Here is a 16,930-nt window from a genome sequence, read left to right as displayed (position 1 = left end):
TTTTTTAGGATAAATGAGTTATTTTTTTACTCCCAATTCTGAAGTACAGTCTATCCCAGCAAAATCCCCGACTTGTTCAAGGAGTCGGGGATCTATGTAAGCTGTTCGGCATTTAAATCTTAATGTCAATAATAATGAAACTTTAGTCCCATTTTTTTGATAGTTTTTATTAGCTTAAGTAGAAAAATAACAAACAATATTAGCATTAAGCTAAATATATAACGGTCACTAAAAACTTGCATGACCACAGAGGACAGTAGAGGACCCGCTGTACAGCCCGCACTGTAAGTACCTGTAAACAAGACAGTCCCAGACGGTAATTTATCCCGGGACAGTTTGGCGCCAATGAGGGCGAGTGATAACGGAAACACCGGACTCATGCTAGCTCCCGCTATAAAGGCAAATATTTGGGTAACAACTTGGTTTTCAACCAATGAAAGACCCACAAGAGACAGAACTACAATAAACACAGTCGTTCCTAGAACCTTTAACTTGCCAAATTTGTCGGCTAAATGGGTAACAGGAATGGTGGCGAGTAATCCGCCTGCGATAAACACAGCAAACGTATACCCGATTTGTTCCACACCATAATTTTTTCCCAGCAGATATACCGGATATAGAGAGACTAACGTAGCTACACTAAAGCCATAAGCAAAGGCGCCCTGAAGCGGTAAAATAAGCTTTTTGAAAACTTTAATCTGGGGTCGTTGAAAATCGATCACCTTTTCGGGCAAACCGACTAAAACTACAGCGATACCGCTGAGAACTAAAAGACTACCTAAAGAAAAAGTAATTTGGGGGGAAATTTCATAGAAGACGGAACCGATGATTGGACCCATACCGAATCCGAGACTAAAGGAAAGCGCATCCAAACCATTGACAATTGACCGATTACTGTCATTGCAGAAGTAGTTCAAGGCGGTTTGTCCTGAGATTAGGTATAAACAACAGGAAAAACCCATGACAGCGCGTATGACAAACCATAGGGGTAATTGGTTGGTCAAGGGAAACAGGGGAGCGCTTAAACCCATCAGTGCAAAGCCCAGGATCATTGTTCGACGCAGCCCTATTTGGCGCAAGATTTTGGACACTAAGGGGGTTCCCAAAGCGATGAAGATGAAATATACTGTTGAATTAGCTCCTATCCATACATCGTCAACCTGATGCTGAGCCATTAGCGTTGAGATAAAGGGATTAAATAGTCCTAGAGATATACCAGACAAGAATGCAACACTGTATAAAGCTGGTAATCCGGGGGAGAAGGGAGATTTTGATTGGGGTGAAATCAGTTGATTCATTGTTTTTGTTAACCTTTAATGATCAGTCTAGAAGGTTCAATCGTTGGGTACAATGGATAAACTTTTGGGAAAATCGTTGATTCTTTCGCTATGTAGAGACGTAGCATGCGTAGAGACGTAGCATGCTACGTCTCTACTATGGGGGGTGCAAGGGTTTTATCGCTATGCTATGCTAAGTGCCAGTTATCCCCCCTCCTACTGGAGAGCCTGGAGATACAGCAGTCAGCAGATCCTGCATCAACTCCATATATCCCTCACCAAGTTTCTGGATAGTCGCCGGATAATGAAAATTACGAGAGTATTCGATTTCTAAATAAAAGATTCCATCAATGATAGAAAAGAAAAACTCTAGCAACGTTGTACGTTCCTGTTCAGGAGGGGACAAACGACAATCGCGGTCTTTCTCAGCAAACTCAAACAACTCAGAAGAGGGAACCGTTCGATTTCCCAGATAATTCGCCCGTACTGGTGTTAGATTAGCATCAGGATAAATGTAGTTTGGCAATCGATCCGCTATCCAATCAAGCGTGATGCCATTCATCGGCAGTTCATCCAATTTATCACCAATAGTCTTGATAAGTTTCTCCCATTTCTCCTCGTGCTGTACCATGACACCCATCGGAAAATTGACGGCAAAATTACCGATGCTTTCCCAAAACATCTGGTTATTGCCCAAATCTCGACCGTGACTGCGATGACTGACCACTACCCAAGACTTGCCACTCCAATTGCCCATCAGTTTGTATAAAGGAGCTAGTAAAAGAGGATAAAGATTACACCGATAGTACCGCTTAGCATGGCGTAATAGTCGGTCGCTTTCGGTTCGGGTCAGAGTAAATCGTTGGCGGGAAGCAGACGCCTCAATGTTAACGCCTTGAATCGGGTCAAACGGAATGTGGAACGTATATTGTCGAGACGGAAACTGAGATTTCCAATAATCAACATGGCTGGTCAAGATTCCCCGCTGGTCTATATCTAGAAGCAGACGCACATAATCGGCATAAGATGGGGGCGTGGAAATGTGAAAACTCAGTTCGCTACCGACTAATAACTGGTTATAGACATCCCAGAGTTCTTGGAATAACACATTGGTACTCAACATATCAGCAATGATATGATGGGCAATCATGGTAATGTCGTAGCATGATTCATCAACCTTGACGACAATGGTTGCCAGTAGGGGCAATTTATCAATCCGTAGTTTCTGGCTAATTTGCTGTACGTTAAAACGGATTTGTTCATCGCGCTGTTCTGCGGTAAGATGACTACCATCCTGGAAATCTACCGTCCGTTGGTTTTGCCAACCTGTGACTTGCTGCTGCCATTGTCCATGGCGTTGGACAAACACAGTTCTCATGGCAGGATGACGTTCTATGACCCGGTTGAGGGCTTGGTTAAAACTCTCTAGATTCAAGGGTTGGTGGTATCGAAAACGGGTATATCCCATCCATTGGTAAGGCGGCTTGAAGTATGTCACTATCCAGCGCTGAGCTGGACCTAAGGGCAAACATTCGCCGCCTGCTTCAGTTCTACTGGGTTCGGGTTGCGAATAATTCCCCTCAACTAACGCCTGTAATGCTTTCCGGTCTAGCTTACCATTATGATTTTTGGGTAAACTAGGCAACCAGTTTATCCGTTGAGGAATCATATAATTCGGCAACTGTCGAGAGAGATATTGCTTGATTTGTCGATTATCGACCTGATCTCCAGATAGCCAAGCAATTAACCGTTTCTGTCCGGCTTCATACTCGACAGCCAAAACCGCTGTCTCTCGCACGGCGGGGTGAGTATTGAGAACCGTCTCGATTTCGCCGAGTTCCACACGAAAACCGCGAATTTTGACTTGGTGGTCAATACGTCCGTGGTATTCAAAACTACCATCTGGCAACTCTTTGGCTAGGTCGCCTGTATGATAGAGATAGGCTCCAGGAATTTCGGCAAAGGGATTGACGCGGAAGGCTTGGGCTGTGCGCTGTGGGTCGTTTAGGTAACCCTTTGCTAATTGTACACCTCCAATCCAAAGTTCTCCTAACTGACCCGGAGTCACTGGCTGCATTTGCTGATCCAGTATCCGGATGTAGACATTATCAATCGCTTTGCCGATCGGAATGCGGTCTGTCAGGTTCTGATCAGGGCGCTGATTAATGATATGACAGGTGACATCAATGGAGGCTTCGGTGGGTCCATACAGGTTGGCAAGTCCAGTTCCCATTCCATACTTGTCAATCCAACGTTGGATGAATGGTAAGGGTAATGCTTCACCGCTAAAGATTAACCAGCGCAGGTCAGGAAACGTCCAGGATTCTTCTGCCAACGCACTAATAAATTCTCCAAATAGTGAGGGAACAAAGTGCATAATATTGATGCGACTCTCCTTGATCCACTGGGCAAATTCCCAGGGATTGATTACGATTTCCCGTTCAACTGGACAAATTGTTGCTCCTTCCATTAACGTCCAAAAGAGTTCCCAAACGGATATATCGAAACAGAAGGATGTTTTCTGGGCTACTCGATCTCCCGGTTTTAATGGGAAGGTCTCCTGCATCCACTGTAGGCGGTTCATGTAACCTTGATGGTTGAGCATGACCCCCTTGGGACGACCTGTAGACCCAGATGTGTATAACACTGTCATTAAGTCATCCGGGGTATTGGTAGAGGGTGGAGCTTGGTCTGAGAACGTAGACCAGGTAGTCCTATTGATTTGCCTCAATTCTTTTGGGGGATTGCAGAGTTCTCCCTCATCCAAGAACATTAGGTGCTGCAATGGTAATTGGGTATCCAGGCATTCTTCGAGTTTGCAGATTACCGGGTACTCACTCAGTAATGTCTGAATCTGTCCATGGTCGAGAATATATCGGATGCGTTCCCCTGGGTAGGAGGGGTCGAGCGGAACGTAAGCTCCTCCCGCTTTGAGGATACCTAAGATTCCAATTATCATTGAAGCACCGCGTTGCGTCATAATGCCGACTAATGTGTTGCGGCTGACGCCCTGAGTACGTAAATAGTTGGCAACTTGATTGGAACGGCGATGTAATTCGGCGTAAGTGAGTTGAGTTTCCTGATGCTGGACAGCTATAGCATCTGGTGTTTGCTGAGTTTGTTCAACAATTTTTAGGTAGGGAATGTTGGTTATTGTGTTCATTTGCAGGTCTTCTGGTTAGATTTCAATGTTGGGTGCGATTTACACAACTTAATGCAGTAAGTAGGTGGACATAATTAAAGGCGGATTGGGTGTTACTGGGATTGGCTGAGTGTCAAAGCCATTTCTTGCAAACTTCTACACTTGAGTAAGGCTTGACGATTGATTTTCCCGTATAGCTTGTCTAGGCGGGTAACGATGCGAATGCGTTCTAGGGAATCCACACCTAAGTCCGCTTCTAAGTCTTTATCCATCTCATCGGCGGTGATGGACAAGTGGCAGATTTCTGCTGCTATCTGTCGCAGTGCCGAGTCAATCGTGGTATCTCCGATTAATGCCGACTTTTGTTGGAATTCTGGCGGCGGTTGAATCGGTAGTGAGACGAGTTCTTCAATCTGGTTGATGTATTCCCTGATTAAGTTATCAATCAGGGAGAGTTCAAAAAAGTTGTAATCGTAACTGGCAAATAGATGTAGACAGCCGTCAAAGATCTCCTGTAAAATATCTAATGTTCCCGGAGCGTTAATGCCACCCGCTTGATAGCCGATCACTTTGACAGAACCGTACTGATTGTGAATAGGTGTGTGTCCTGTGTAGGGAAAATAGAGATTGGACTTCAAGACACTCTGGAACATTGATAGGCTATGAGCAGGTATTTTGCCGTCTTCCAAGGCTATATTTTCCCGGAAAATCTTGCCCATCTGGCGAGTTTGAGCCCGGTCAAGTCCAGTGGCTATGGCATTTTGGATGTCCTGATGAATGCGGTTTAATAGGACTTGCCAGTCTTCCTCGGGTTGGGGTAGGGTAAAGCTTAGGGCTAAATTCTGAGCGAAACTACTAATGACATTTGCGGCATCTACCTCAGGATAGACTCTCCCACTGGTGGGAACTTGAATGATCGCATTTGGGGAAGACGACTCAAACTTGGCGACGGCTCGCAGAAAAGCACCCAGCAGTAAAGAGTTGACAGGCAATCGCCACTCACGAGTCTTGGCGATCAGTTGAGCTGTGATATCTCGTCCGAGAAGGTACTTTTGAGTGTAGAATTGGGGGCGTGGGTGGTTAAGGGTTGCCCCGTTGGGGTTCCAGGAATAGGACAATTTACCCTGAGTCGTCGTGTACTGAGCCAGTGCTTGATCGTCTTGTGGATCATGCCAGCCATTCATCGCTCCCACCAATTGAGAGTAATCATTCAACGTGGTGGGAGGGGGGAGATTCGGTGGCTCATTGCAGAGGCGGGCGCGATACAGTTCCATAAATTCGCGCAAAATGATCTGATTGCCCAGACCATCCGAGATTAAATGTTCGTTGCCTAAAAATAGCTGATAGACCGAATCCTCCAGACGGAGTACCGAAAATCGATGCAGGGGCCATTGAGTCAGTTGCCATTCGTAATTTAACCATTGATGTATTTCCTCGGCGACAACCTGTTCTCGCTCGTCCTCGTCTAAATGTCGGATATCAGTCAGGGGAATGTCTGGGGGAGTTGGATCGTCGAGAACCTCTAATTGATAGTCCCCGAACGACGTGACACCTGTCAGTTGGCGAAAGCGCGATCGCAACATGGGATGCCTTTGCAGGAGATTGCTCCAGGCTTGCTCCGCTACGTCTAGATCGAAAGCACCCTGTAAACGTAAGGTGGCAAATAAACTGTTGGACTTGAGTAGCCAGTGGCTGATTGCCAGGGGATACTGGCTATGCAGCATTTCCAGACGCGGGAGTTCCGGCTGCGACTGTGAGGGTAAGGTTTTGGGTTTGACTATGCCAGTTTTCTCCTGGCTTTCCTCCCGGTTGACTGAGTCTTGCCCTGAAGAGGGTAGCCACTCCTCAAACACCTGAATAATTTCCCTGAGGGTTTGCAACTGCATCAACTCCCGCAACGACAATGTTTGGCTAAAGGCTGCCTTTTGATGCTCCGGAATCCATTTGATCAAGCCATTCATGAGCTGCGTCATCAGGATCGAATCTAAGCCTAGCTCTCCCTCAAGGGACATATCCAAACCGAGATGGTTTTGATGGATTCCCGTTATCTTCGCCACTAGAGCTAGGACGCGCTGCTCTAGATTCAGGTCTGGTATCCTGGAATCAGGACTCTCTAGGTGGTAAACTGGATCAGGCGGGTGCTGATTGCCCCTGTCCTCCTCTGGGGTAGCGAACCAGAAGCGTTGCCGTTGGAAGGGATAGGTGGGTAGAGGCACTCGGTAGCGCGGGTAATCCTGGTCAAAACCTGACCAGTCCACCGCTATTCCCTGGACAGACAATGAAGCCAAACTTTGGAGTAACGACTGCCAATCATCCTGCCCTCGGCACAAGGAAGGCAGACCAACCCCAACTCCCTCAGGCAAATCCCGGTGTCCTATCTCCAGCAGTACCGGATGGGGACCAATCTCGACAAACCGCTCATAGCCCAGTGCCTTGAGCGTCTGCATCCCGGCTGCCAATCTCACCGGTTCCCGAACGGGGCGACGCCAATAGTCCGCTTGACTCACCTCAGTGTCCTCCACCCGTTGTCCGGTACCACTGGAAATCAGGTCTACTTGTGGAAGCTTATAATTAATCTCATCCGCCTCGACTATCGGCGCTAGTGGCGGGGATGCCAGGAGTCGCGATCGCACAGCAATCAGTTTTAACCCCTCTTCTAAGCTAAACACCCCAGCGACACAAGCCGCTACGTATTCCCCAACCCCGTCACCCAGAACCGCATCCGGTTGAATCCCCCAAGAACGCCATACTTCGTACAGGGCATATTCCAAAGCAAACAGAGCCGGTTGAGTATAAACCGTTTGCTCCCCAGGGGAATCCTCACCCTCTGAAGGATAGAGGACAGACAACAGAGGCTGCTCTAAATAGGGACGCAGGATGGCATCGCAGCGTTGTAGGGCTTGGCGGAAGGTGGGCTGGGTATCATAGAGCTGACGCCCCATCCCCCGATACTCAGAGCCTTGACCGGTGAACAGGAAAGCCAGCTTCGGGCGACGGCTGTCTTGAACCTGACCCCTAAATACCCCAGGGGGGTTGGTTGAGTAAGCCGCTAACTGTTGACACACCTGCTCCGAGGAGTCAGCCACCAGCGCCAGCCGATGGGCAAAATGTGACCGACCTGTATTCAGGGTGAAGCCAACGTCGGCTAGACTTAAACTGGGATGGCTTCTCAGGTACATTTCCAGGCGATGGGCGAGTTGCAGCAGAGCCGCTTCGCTTTTCGCCGAGAGGGTGAGCAAATGGAAAGGGCGTTCCACCGCCGCCTGCACCGGTGCGCGGGCTGGGGCTTCTTCCAGGAGCAGGTGAGCATTAGTCCCACTCAAGCCAAAGGAACTCACCCCGGCTAAGCGTCGCCCCTCTCCCCTCAGCCAAGGCGTTGGTTCTGTGGGAATTTTCCCAGGTATCTCGTCCAAGGAAAGGTGAGGGTTGATCTGATTAAGGTGCAAATGGGCTGGAATCTGTTGATGTTGCAGCGCCAATACCACCTTGATCAAACTTGCCACTCCTGCGGCTACTTCCAGATGACCAATGTTCGTCTTCAATGAACCCAGGATTAAGGGTTTATCCGGAGAACGCCCCTCACCCAGCACCGCCCCTAAGGCTCGCACCTCGATGGGATCACCCAAGGCTGTCCCCGTACCATGGGTTTCCACATAGCTAATGTCTGCCGGTTCGACCTTGCCATTGGCAAGAGCGTGACGAATGACCGACTGCTGAGCCGCGCCATTGGGTACCGTGAGTCCACTACTGGCACCATCTTGGTTGACCGCTGAACCTCGAATCAGCGCTAAGATATTGTCATGGTCAGCTATGGCATCACAGAGACGCTTGAGAACCACGATCCCACACCCCTCTCCCCGCCCATAGCCGTCAGCTTTGGCATCAAAGGTTTTGCAGCGACCATCCGCCGCCAAGGCTCGAGTCTTGGACAGGTAAAGGCTGACCTCCGGTGATAGGATGAGACTGACCCCACCCGCTAGAGCCAAGTTGCACTCTCCCGCACGCAGGCTTTGGCAAGCCAGATGCACGGTCACCAGGGAGGTTGAACAGGCGGTATCCACGGCTAGACTCGGCCCTTGGAGACCCAAACTATAGGATAAACGACCCGCTCCAAAGCAAAAGGCATTTCCGCTGCCAGTATAGGCATCAATCGGAGTAGAGGTTTTAATTTGAGCTTTGGCATAGTCGTCAATACCCATTCCCACAAAAACTCCCGTGCGGCTACCTACGAGGGTTTGGGGCGATATACCTGACTGCTCTAGGGCTTCCCAACTCACCTCCAATAGCAGTCGTTGTTGGGGGTCTAGGCTCACCGCTTCCCGGGGCGTAATGCCAAAGAATTGGGGGTCGAACTGGTCTACCTGCTCCAGAAAGCCACCGTATCGACTGTACATCTTGCCGGGTGTATCGGGGTCTGGGTCATAGTACGCCTTGATATCCCATCGGTCTGGAGGCACCTCCCTAATCGCATCCACTCCATGGCGTAATAGTTGCCAGAATGCTTCGGGATTGTGGGCATTGCCAGGAAACCGACACCCCATGCCAATAATGGCGATTGGTTCAGTCTGGGCACGCTTTACCGCTTCCAGTTTGGCTCGTGCGTCCTTGAGGGCAAGCAGCGCCCGGTGCAATGGAGATAACGGATCGCGGGTTTCAGAAATACGATTCATTTTACATCCTCACGGCTACAGTAATGCGTCTAGTTCTGCAAGTTCCTGAATCACTAAGGCTTCCACCTCTTCTGGGGAAAGCTGCTCTATCCCAGCCAGAATCTGGGTTGGCTCAGGGGCATCCTGGGGCAATGGGGCGTGAACTGTTGCCCCTGTTTCCCACCCCAGTAGGGTTTGACTCAGATATTCACTCAGGTCTTTAATCGTGGGATACTCAAAGGCTAAAGTCTCAGGCAATGATTCTCCGACACTCTTCTCCAGGCGATGCTTCAACTCCACTGAGGTGAGCGAGTCCATACCCATTTCAAAAAAGCCTTGATCCAGTCGGGGGAAGTGGGATGGAGTTAGACCCAGAACCTGGGCGACTTCACGTTGAATGTGAGCCATGAGTCGCTCCTGGCGTTGGCTTACCGGCACCGCTTCTAGTTGCTGCCGCAGTTGGGATTGGGCAACAGATGGTGGGTTGAGGGGAACCTCCAGCGTTTCTAAAAGAGAACCCCGCCCTTTGGCTTGATAAATCTGTTTGAATCGGCTCCAGTCTACCTTTGCCACCGTGGTTTGGATGACATCGGTTGCCAAAAGATGTGCTAAGGTTTCCAGGGCGGGTTCTGGCGGCAATGCTTCCAATCCCATCCGGCTTAACCCCCGTTGGTACTCAGCATCCGCCATACCACCGCCAGCCCAGGGTCCCCAATTAATACTCAAGGCGGGTAATCCCAAGGCTCTACGATGATGGGCAAAGGCATCCAGAAACTGGTTCGCGGCTGCATAATGGAGTTGACCCTTAGAGCCGAGTAGGGCTGAAATTGAGGAGAAGCAGACGAAAAAGTCTAGGCTGATCTCCTGAGTCAGTTGATGCAGAATCCAGGTGCCGATGGTCTTGGGTTGCAGGACACAGGTAAGGGTTTGGAAGTCCATATCCGATAGGGGCTGATCGTTGAGTAAGCCAGCGGCATGAATAATTCCTCGCAGGGGTGGATGGTGGCGGCGTAACTGGGTAAATAGGGAAGACATCTGAGCCAGATTGCTCACATCCGCTGCCATGACGGTGACAGTAGCCCCTAAGGCTTCCCAGGCTTGAATGGCTTGAATCCGTCTGCCGATATCGCTATCCGGAGAATACTGGTGCCAATGAGAGCGATGGGGAAATCCACGACGCCCGATGAGTAGCAAATGTCGGACCCCCTGCGCCACCATCCACTGAGCGATTTTCAGTCCCAGTTCCCCTAGTCCTCCCGTAATCAGATAGGTGGCATTGGCTTGCCAGGAGACAGGCTGGGGTTTAGGTTCACCCTGGCGCACCAGTCGGGCTACATAGCATTGTCCTTGGCGAAATGCCAGATGATCTTCGCCTTCTGAGTGGCTTATCCCGGCGAATACCATCGCCGCCGCTTCAGTTTCAGTCATTTGTGGGTCTAAATCCAGCAGCCCTCCCCACAGTTCAGGGTGTTCAAGGGCAATCACCCGACCCATTCCCCATACGGGTGCTTGAGCTACGGCGAGAAGTCCGGGCTGGGAACCGACGGGCTGGGCGCCTTGGGTGACTAACCACAGACGGGGTGAGGCTAACCCTGGAGTTTTGACCAGTGCTTGAACTAAATGGAGGACACTGCCATAATTTAAGGCTTGAGACTCCTGGAGGAGAGATAGGGTTGTCTGTTCATCTGTAGGTGGTAAACTCCATAGATGCACCACTGCTGACAAGGTGGGGTGATGGGACAGCTGTATTTCCCGGAGGAGTTGACAGAAGTCTTGGGGGTGATTAGGGTTTAACTGATAGTGTCCTGATTCAAGTCGGACATAGGCTTCGCCAGGAAAGACGATGATGCAGGTTTCGCCAAGCTGCTCTAAGTGTTTTTTCAGTGTCGCGCCAACGCCACTGGGGTCGGCAAAGATGAGCCAGCTTTGTCTGTGGGTTTTTTGACTCCTTGGGGCTGATAAGGGTTTGGGCAACCATTCTACGGCGTAAATGGCATCAGTCAGGGCTTGGGGAGTGATCCGTTGATTCCCATCCTTTACCAACAGTTCCAGGAGTTTGGGCAGTAGTTTGACCTGATGTTCTGATAGTTGACCCGTGGTTTGTAACTGTTGAATCAATTGTTCTGTTTCTCCCTGAATCAGGAGATTCAGTTTGGAATTCTGAACCGGTTTGGCTGAGGGTGTTCCTGTTTGTGACTGAGGCTGAGTTGTTTCCACCCAATACCGTTCTCGTTGCCAAGGGTAGGAGGGTAAGCGAACCACCTGACATCCTGGTGGATAGACTGGCTGCCAGTTTACCGGAAATCCTAGGGTGTAAAGGATACCTAGAGAACGGAGTAGGGTGGCGCGTTCCGCCTGGTTGCGCCGTAGGGAGGACAAGACTTTCCCTTCTTTCCCCAGATGATTCAGGCACTGGGAGATGTATCCGCAAAGGACGGGGTGGGGACTAATTTCCAGGAAGACGGTGTGTCCAGCATTCACCAATTCCTCAATTGCTGTGGCAAAGCGAACTGGTTGCTCAACGTTGCGTCCCCAATACTCAGCATTGAACTCTGCACCCGGGCGATGTTGACCGGTGAGAGTCGAGACGATGGGAATGGTTTCTGGCTGGGGCTGGAGTTGGTGCAATGTCTCGACCAATTCCGCCGCTAGGGGTGCCATTTGGGGGCTGTGGAAGGCATAATTGACGGGTAGCACTTTGCCAAAACCAGCGGGTTGCTCTTGCTCAAGTGCCTGGAGGAATGATTCTAAGGCTGTTGGTTCTCCCGACACCACCGTCGCTGTGGGACCGTTAATGGCGGCGATCGCCAGTTGGTCTTCGTATCCCTGGAGTCGGCGCTGTGTCTCGGCTGCCGATAGGGTGATGGCTGCCATTTTACCCTTGCCTGTGGCTCGTTGCATCAAGCGACCGCGATCGCAGATTAAGGATACGGCATCGTTTAAACTAAGAATGCCGGCGATGTGGGCGGCGGCGACTTCCCCCAAACTGTGACCGACAACGGCATTTGGCTCGATCCCCCAAGACAGCCAGAGTCGAGCCAGCGCCACTTGCAGGGCAAAAATAGCGGGTTGGGCAATCTCTGTTTCATGGAGGCGAGACTCGCAGGCATTGGCTTGGAGTTCTTTTAATAAAGACCAATGGGTATGAGAGCGAATCAGGGCGTCACATTCCTCGATAACCTCCCGAACCATGGGTTCGCTCTTAAGTAACTCCCGCCCCATCGCCCACCACTGAGGACCTTGACCGGAGAAAACGAATGCGAGTTTCGGGGGGCGATGACGAGGCTTGTGACCGGATGCAATCTCAGCCATCATGCCGAGTTGATCATGCTCCGGATGCACCATAAATGCCATACGATACTCCTGGTGAGTGCGCCGCACACTGGCGGTGTAGCAACAATTTTGCCCGAAGGTCGGATCGAGGTCGGGAGTGGCTAAAAGAGTCTGATAGGACTGCGCCAGGGATTTGACCGCTTCTGGGCTATGGGCAGACAGGGGGAGTACATAGGGAAACTGGGGCGTTGGTGTCTCGGTGTTTGAGAGCAACGGCGCTTGTTCAAGGATGAGATGGGCATTGGTTCCGGCAAAGCCAAAGGAACTGATACCTGCCAAGGCTGGACCCATTCCCGGAGTCCACGGTGTCAGACCCTGCTGCACCCGTAGCGGTAGAGTATCGAAGGGAATATAGGGGTTTGGTTGTTGAAAATGCAGGCTGGGTGGTAGCTGTTGATGCTTCAGAGATAGGGCGACTTTGATTAAACCGGCGATACCCGAAGCCGCTTCTAGATGCCCAATATTGCTTTTGACCGAGCCAACCGCGCAGTCGCGTCCAGGGGGACGGTCAGTCGCCAGCACTGTTCCTAGGGCGATCGCTTCGATGGGATCGCCGAGGGGGGTGCCTGTACCATGAAGCTCCACGTAGCTGATTTGGGCGGGTGCGACCCCAGCCTTGTTTAACGCCTCACGAATCAGTGCCTCTTGAGCCGGTCCATAAGGCACTGTCAGCCCCTTGCTGCGACCGTCGTGGTTAACGGCACTGCCTCGAATCAGGGCATAAATCGGGTCGTTATCTGCTAGAGCTTTAGAGAGGGGTTTGAGTACAATGATACCCGCTCCCTCACCCCGAACATACCCATTGGCTCGCCCATCAAAGGTTCTACAGCGACCATCGGCAGATAAGGCGTTCAGATGAGTCAGGGCGATAGTACCAATGGGTGAAAGGATCAGGTTCACACCCCCCGCTAAAGCCAGGGTAGACTCTCCGTTCCACAGACTTTGACAGGCGAGATGAACGGCTACAAGTGAGGAGGAACAGGCGGTGTCAATTGCCATGCTCGGACCGCGAAAATTGAATAAATAGGAAAGACGACCCGCTGCGATATTGAGGGAGTTCCCGGTTAAATCGTAGCCTTGGGGCTGACTCTGATACGCGGGATAAATTCGACTGTAATCGTTCGTCGAAATGCCAATAAATACACCCGTTCGCGAGCCAGCTAGGTGTTCTCGCACCTGTCCAGCATCGTCTAGGGCTTCCCAAGCCACTTCGAGTAAGAGTCGTTGCTGGGGGTCCATCGACAGGGCTTCTCGCGGCGAGATCCCGAAAACGTGAGGGTCAAACTGATCCACCTGCTCCAAAAAGCCCCCATAGCGTGAACTGATTTTACCAGGATGTTCCGGGTTCGGGTCATAGAGTTCGTTAATATCCCATCGGTTAGTCGGTATTTCTGTAATGGCATCGACTCCATCACGTAAGAGCTGCCAAAAAGCTGTTGGATCTTTGGCTCCAGGAAAACGGCAGCCAATACCAATAATCGCAATTGGTTCCATTTCTATTATCTATCCTCATCCACAACACAAGTTCGGTAATAGCTCCCATAATTTGATTGATCTTCAGTTCATCTCCCTTGGATTTAATGGGTGTCCTCGGCTAAGCGCTGGGCAAGTTCGGCAACGGTTGGATAGTTAAAGATTAAGACGGGATTAAAGTTTCGTCCCAACCACTTCTCCAGTTTTCCGAGCATACTCAATGAGCGGGCTGAATCTAGGTCATAGTTATCGAAGGGTTGATGAATATCAATGTCATCGGGTTCAATATCAAGCTGTTCGGCAAGCTGGTTTATTAACCACGCTTGAATCACGTCTACTGTCTGATGTTGCTGATTGTTTAGGGTAAAACTGGATGTATTCATTGGCGTAAAGTCCTTAGTTCAGTGAAGTCTCAATTCCCTACTTTTCCCTGATTTAAACCAGTAATGTCAATTAAAGTTAGACGACTTTGTTCGGGATAGAATGTTTCGCTTGTTTTAGGGTTTTGGCAATTTCCAAGGCACAAGAAATTCCACTCTCATGAAAGCCATAGGAGTCTATTCCTCTTTGCTTGATATGAAAATACGTTCCTGAGAAATAAACCGGACCGGTTTGATTCAGTTGGTAAATTTGCTTTTGGGCTTCCAGGGTATTCATGTCATATTCAGGATGTCTATATTTGATGATTTTGATGATTTGGTCATCATCCAGAGGGATTGGCGGTGTGTCAAGGGAGACAAAATAATCCTTTTGGGCTGTAAAGTTATGTACCTTATTGGCATAATAAGTGACAAAGGTATAAAGGTTACCTTCCTGGTTTACCTGTCCATAATTCCAGGATTTCCATTTACTTTTATCAGGATTCATGATTCTCGGATCACTGTGTAAGGTGACAGCGGTTTCATGATACCTAAAACAACCGAGTATTTTTTTCTCCAAATCGGTTGGTTTTTCCAGGAGTTGTAGCGCTTGGTCAGCGTGGGTGGCTATGATGACTTTATCAAATACCGCTTCACCCTCTGTTGTTTTAACAATGACTTGGTTTGGCTCACGTTTCACTGAAAGCACCTTTTGTCCAGTGCGAACTGGTCGTTTTAAGCTGGACTTGATTTTTTCTACATATCTTTTACTCCCTCCTGTAACCGTCTCCCATTCTACTGATTTGCCACCTAGTCCACCTTGATCATGCGTCATAAAAAAGCTAATAAAGGTAGAGGCGGGAAAATCCATCAAAGAATCGGTGGGAATTGACCAGACGGCTGACCCCATGAGCATCACAAAATTATCTTTAAATTCCTGACTATACTGATTCAGGTCTAAGTAGTCTTTCATCGGAATTCGTGTTTTTCCTGCCCAAAAATCGGCTCTGGCTTCGGTAAAAAAACGATTGGCTTCCTGAAAGCATTGAGTCAGACTCGTTGGATAAGTAGGAGTAACGTCTAATGGCTTGAGTTCCAGGTCATCAGAATTAAACTGCAGTCCAGAATTTAAGTTATAAAAGTTAAATCCTCCTAAGTGTTTTTGGGTTTTGACGCCTAAATCATCGAAGAGTTGAGTTAAGTTAGGGTAGTTAGGTTTATTGAAGACAACAAAGGCGGTATCTATGGAAAAAATGGTATCGCCTTCAACGACATCAATTGTATTAGCATGTCCTCCGACTCTATGACTTTGTTCATAAACCTCAACCTGGTAATCATCTTGAAGATAATAAGCGGCTGAATTACCGGAAATTCCAGACCCGATAATAGCTAATTTTTCCATTGGTTCTCTGTTTGAGTGGGTTGATTATTGCTTCAATTCCCAACGTAAGCGATAAATCATGAGGTTTCAAGAGACTTTTTTTGGAGCAAATTGGATATTTATTCGCTCTTGGAGTACTCCGATGGGAACCACCGGATGAGGATCGCGATCGCAAGGGCGAGGGCGTGAACTAACTCTACTATCCTGCTCCAAGGTTGAAGCATCCCTTCAGGCGTAGTGCTATATATCATGTCCTAACGATTACCCATATTTAGCAATTCGTAGGGTGCGAAAGTGCTTGTGTAACGCACCTTTTTAAAACAACATGACATCCTGTCTGTCTGATAGGAACAAATTTGATATCACGGGTAGATCATTGCATCCCCATTCCCTTTTGAGCCGACAGGATACGCATAAAACGGCTTTTTTGTCAAATTTGCCTCGAAATGAGTGTATCTAATTGGGTAATGAAACCTGATTGTAGTATTTCTATTTTTTTGGCGTTAGGGAGAAGAAAATAACGCCGTATCAAGCTGTTTCAGGAATAGTGGGTTAAAAATGGTTATAATAGTAACACAATACAGTATAACATTAACGTAATACTACATTCTCAAACCCTTGTCAAATCAGGATTTACCTGGGGCATTTTCTGCCCGCCCGAACTCTGCTTATCTTTAGACTATTAAAACCTAAACGTCAAACTTAAAAGTTTTTTTTATATATAGCAGGCATCATTGTAGAGACGTTCCGCCGGAACGTCTCTACCAACATGGGTCAACCCAAAATGGTGGCGTGACCCAGCTAAAATGGTGGAATAGATTTTACCGTTAAACTGGGCACCATCCTTTGCACCCCTACAATTCTGATTTGACGGTTTGATGGGCGCACGGGGTTTGATGGGCGCACGGGGTTTGATGGGCGCACGGGGTTTGATGGGCGCACGGGGTTTGATGGGCGCACGTCGGTGCGCCCCTACGGTTTCGGAATTCATCTTGCTCAGGTGTGCCAAACCACGACTGGATTGATACCAAATCCGGGGAACGCTACCCCCGTTATAATCCAGTCCTTACCTTGCGGACGCAAGGGCAAGTGTAGCAGCGATTTCAATCGCCTCCTCTTGCTTTCTTGCTCCCCTCTCCCGTGCAAAAAAAGCGAAGCATCCTCTGTCATCCCTCCTTGTAGGGGGGAACGAGGGGGGTTGGGAGAAGGGGTTAGGGGATGAGGGGGAAAATGTCAAGGAGTAGATAGACACAGCTTAAAACCTTGCCAGCCTACTACTCAATCGCCTGTTGTAAGATTGCTTTATTCACCGAAGT

Annotated in this window: 7 protein-coding genes; all 7 read right to left on the bottom strand. The window is 49.2% G+C overall.

Features of this window, described 5'->3' with window-relative positions; all coding sequences use genetic code 11:
• Positions 1 to 125: 125 nt before the first annotated feature.
• Positions 126 to 1,298 carry an MFS transporter gene (locus RIE73_RS16405; RefSeq protein WP_446402194.1) on the bottom strand — a complete coding sequence of 391 codons (1,173 nt, stop codon included), beginning with the start codon at positions 1,296 to 1,298 and terminating at the stop codon, positions 126 to 128.
• Positions 1,299 to 1,470: 172 nt separating this feature from the next.
• Positions 1,471 to 4,440: a non-ribosomal peptide synthetase gene (locus tag RIE73_RS16400; protein ID WP_446402193.1), complete on the bottom strand. Its 2,970-nt coding sequence runs from the start codon at positions 4,438 to 4,440 to the stop codon at positions 1,471 to 1,473.
• Positions 4,441 to 4,532: 92 nt separating this feature from the next.
• Positions 4,533 to 9,089 (bottom strand): beta-ketoacyl synthase N-terminal-like domain-containing protein, encoded by a 4,557-nt coding sequence (locus tag RIE73_RS16395; RefSeq protein WP_446402192.1) that lies wholly within the window; start codon positions 9,087 to 9,089, stop codon positions 4,533 to 4,535.
• A gap of 15 nt (positions 9,090 to 9,104) precedes the next feature.
• Positions 9,105 to 13,895, bottom strand: coding sequence for a type I polyketide synthase (locus RIE73_RS16390; RefSeq protein ID WP_446402191.1), 4,791 nt, complete (start codon positions 13,893 to 13,895; stop codon positions 9,105 to 9,107).
• Between the two features lie 83 nt (positions 13,896 to 13,978).
• Positions 13,979 to 14,257, bottom strand: a complete 279-nt coding sequence (locus tag RIE73_RS16385; RefSeq protein WP_446402190.1) for an acyl carrier protein — start codon at positions 14,255 to 14,257, stop codon at positions 13,979 to 13,981.
• Positions 14,258 to 14,333: 76 nt separating this feature from the next.
• On the bottom strand, positions 14,334 to 15,635 hold the full coding sequence (locus RIE73_RS16380) for an NAD(P)/FAD-dependent oxidoreductase (protein WP_446402189.1): 1,302 nt from the start codon (positions 15,633 to 15,635) through the stop codon (positions 14,334 to 14,336).
• 694 nt (positions 15,636 to 16,329) lie between these two features.
• Positions 16,330 to 16,605 carry a hypothetical protein gene (locus tag RIE73_RS16375; RefSeq protein ID WP_446402188.1) on the bottom strand — a complete coding sequence of 92 codons (276 nt, stop codon included), beginning with the start codon at positions 16,603 to 16,605 and terminating at the stop codon, positions 16,330 to 16,332.
• Positions 16,606 to 16,930 lie beyond the last annotated feature (325 nt).

It is taken from the genome of Coleofasciculus sp. C1-SOL-03, from assembly GCF_040220555.1.
Classification (GTDB): Bacteria; Cyanobacteriota; Cyanobacteriia; order Cyanobacteriales; family Coleofasciculaceae; genus Coleofasciculus.
The sequence above is the reverse complement of the archived record's forward strand: the minus strand, read 5'-3'. Positions and strand labels throughout refer to the sequence as shown.

Bases quoted from the DNA above. Each gene is read 5' to 3' on its own strand.
- RIE73_RS16400 (WP_446402193.1), bottom strand. From the start codon at position 4,440: ATGAACACAATAACCAACATTCCCTACCTAAAAATTGTTGAACAAACT.
- RIE73_RS16405 (WP_446402194.1), bottom strand. From the start codon at position 1,298: ATGAATCAACTGATTTCACCCCAATCAAAATCTCCCTTCTCCCCCGGA.
- RIE73_RS16395 (WP_446402192.1), bottom strand. From the start codon at position 9,089: ATGAATCGTATTTCTGAAACCCGCGATCCGTTATCTCCATTGCACCGG.
- RIE73_RS16380 (WP_446402189.1), bottom strand. From the start codon at position 15,635: ATGGAAAAATTAGCTATTATCGGGTCTGGAATTTCCGGTAATTCAGCC.
- RIE73_RS16385 (WP_446402190.1), bottom strand. From the start codon at position 14,257: ATGAATACATCCAGTTTTACCCTAAACAATCAGCAACATCAGACAGTA.
- RIE73_RS16375 (WP_446402188.1), bottom strand. From the start codon at position 16,605: ATGAATTCCGAAACCGTAGGGGCGCACCGACGTGCGCCCATCAAACCC.
- RIE73_RS16390 (WP_446402191.1), bottom strand. From the start codon at position 13,895: ATGGAACCAATTGCGATTATTGGTATTGGCTGCCGTTTTCCTGGAGCC.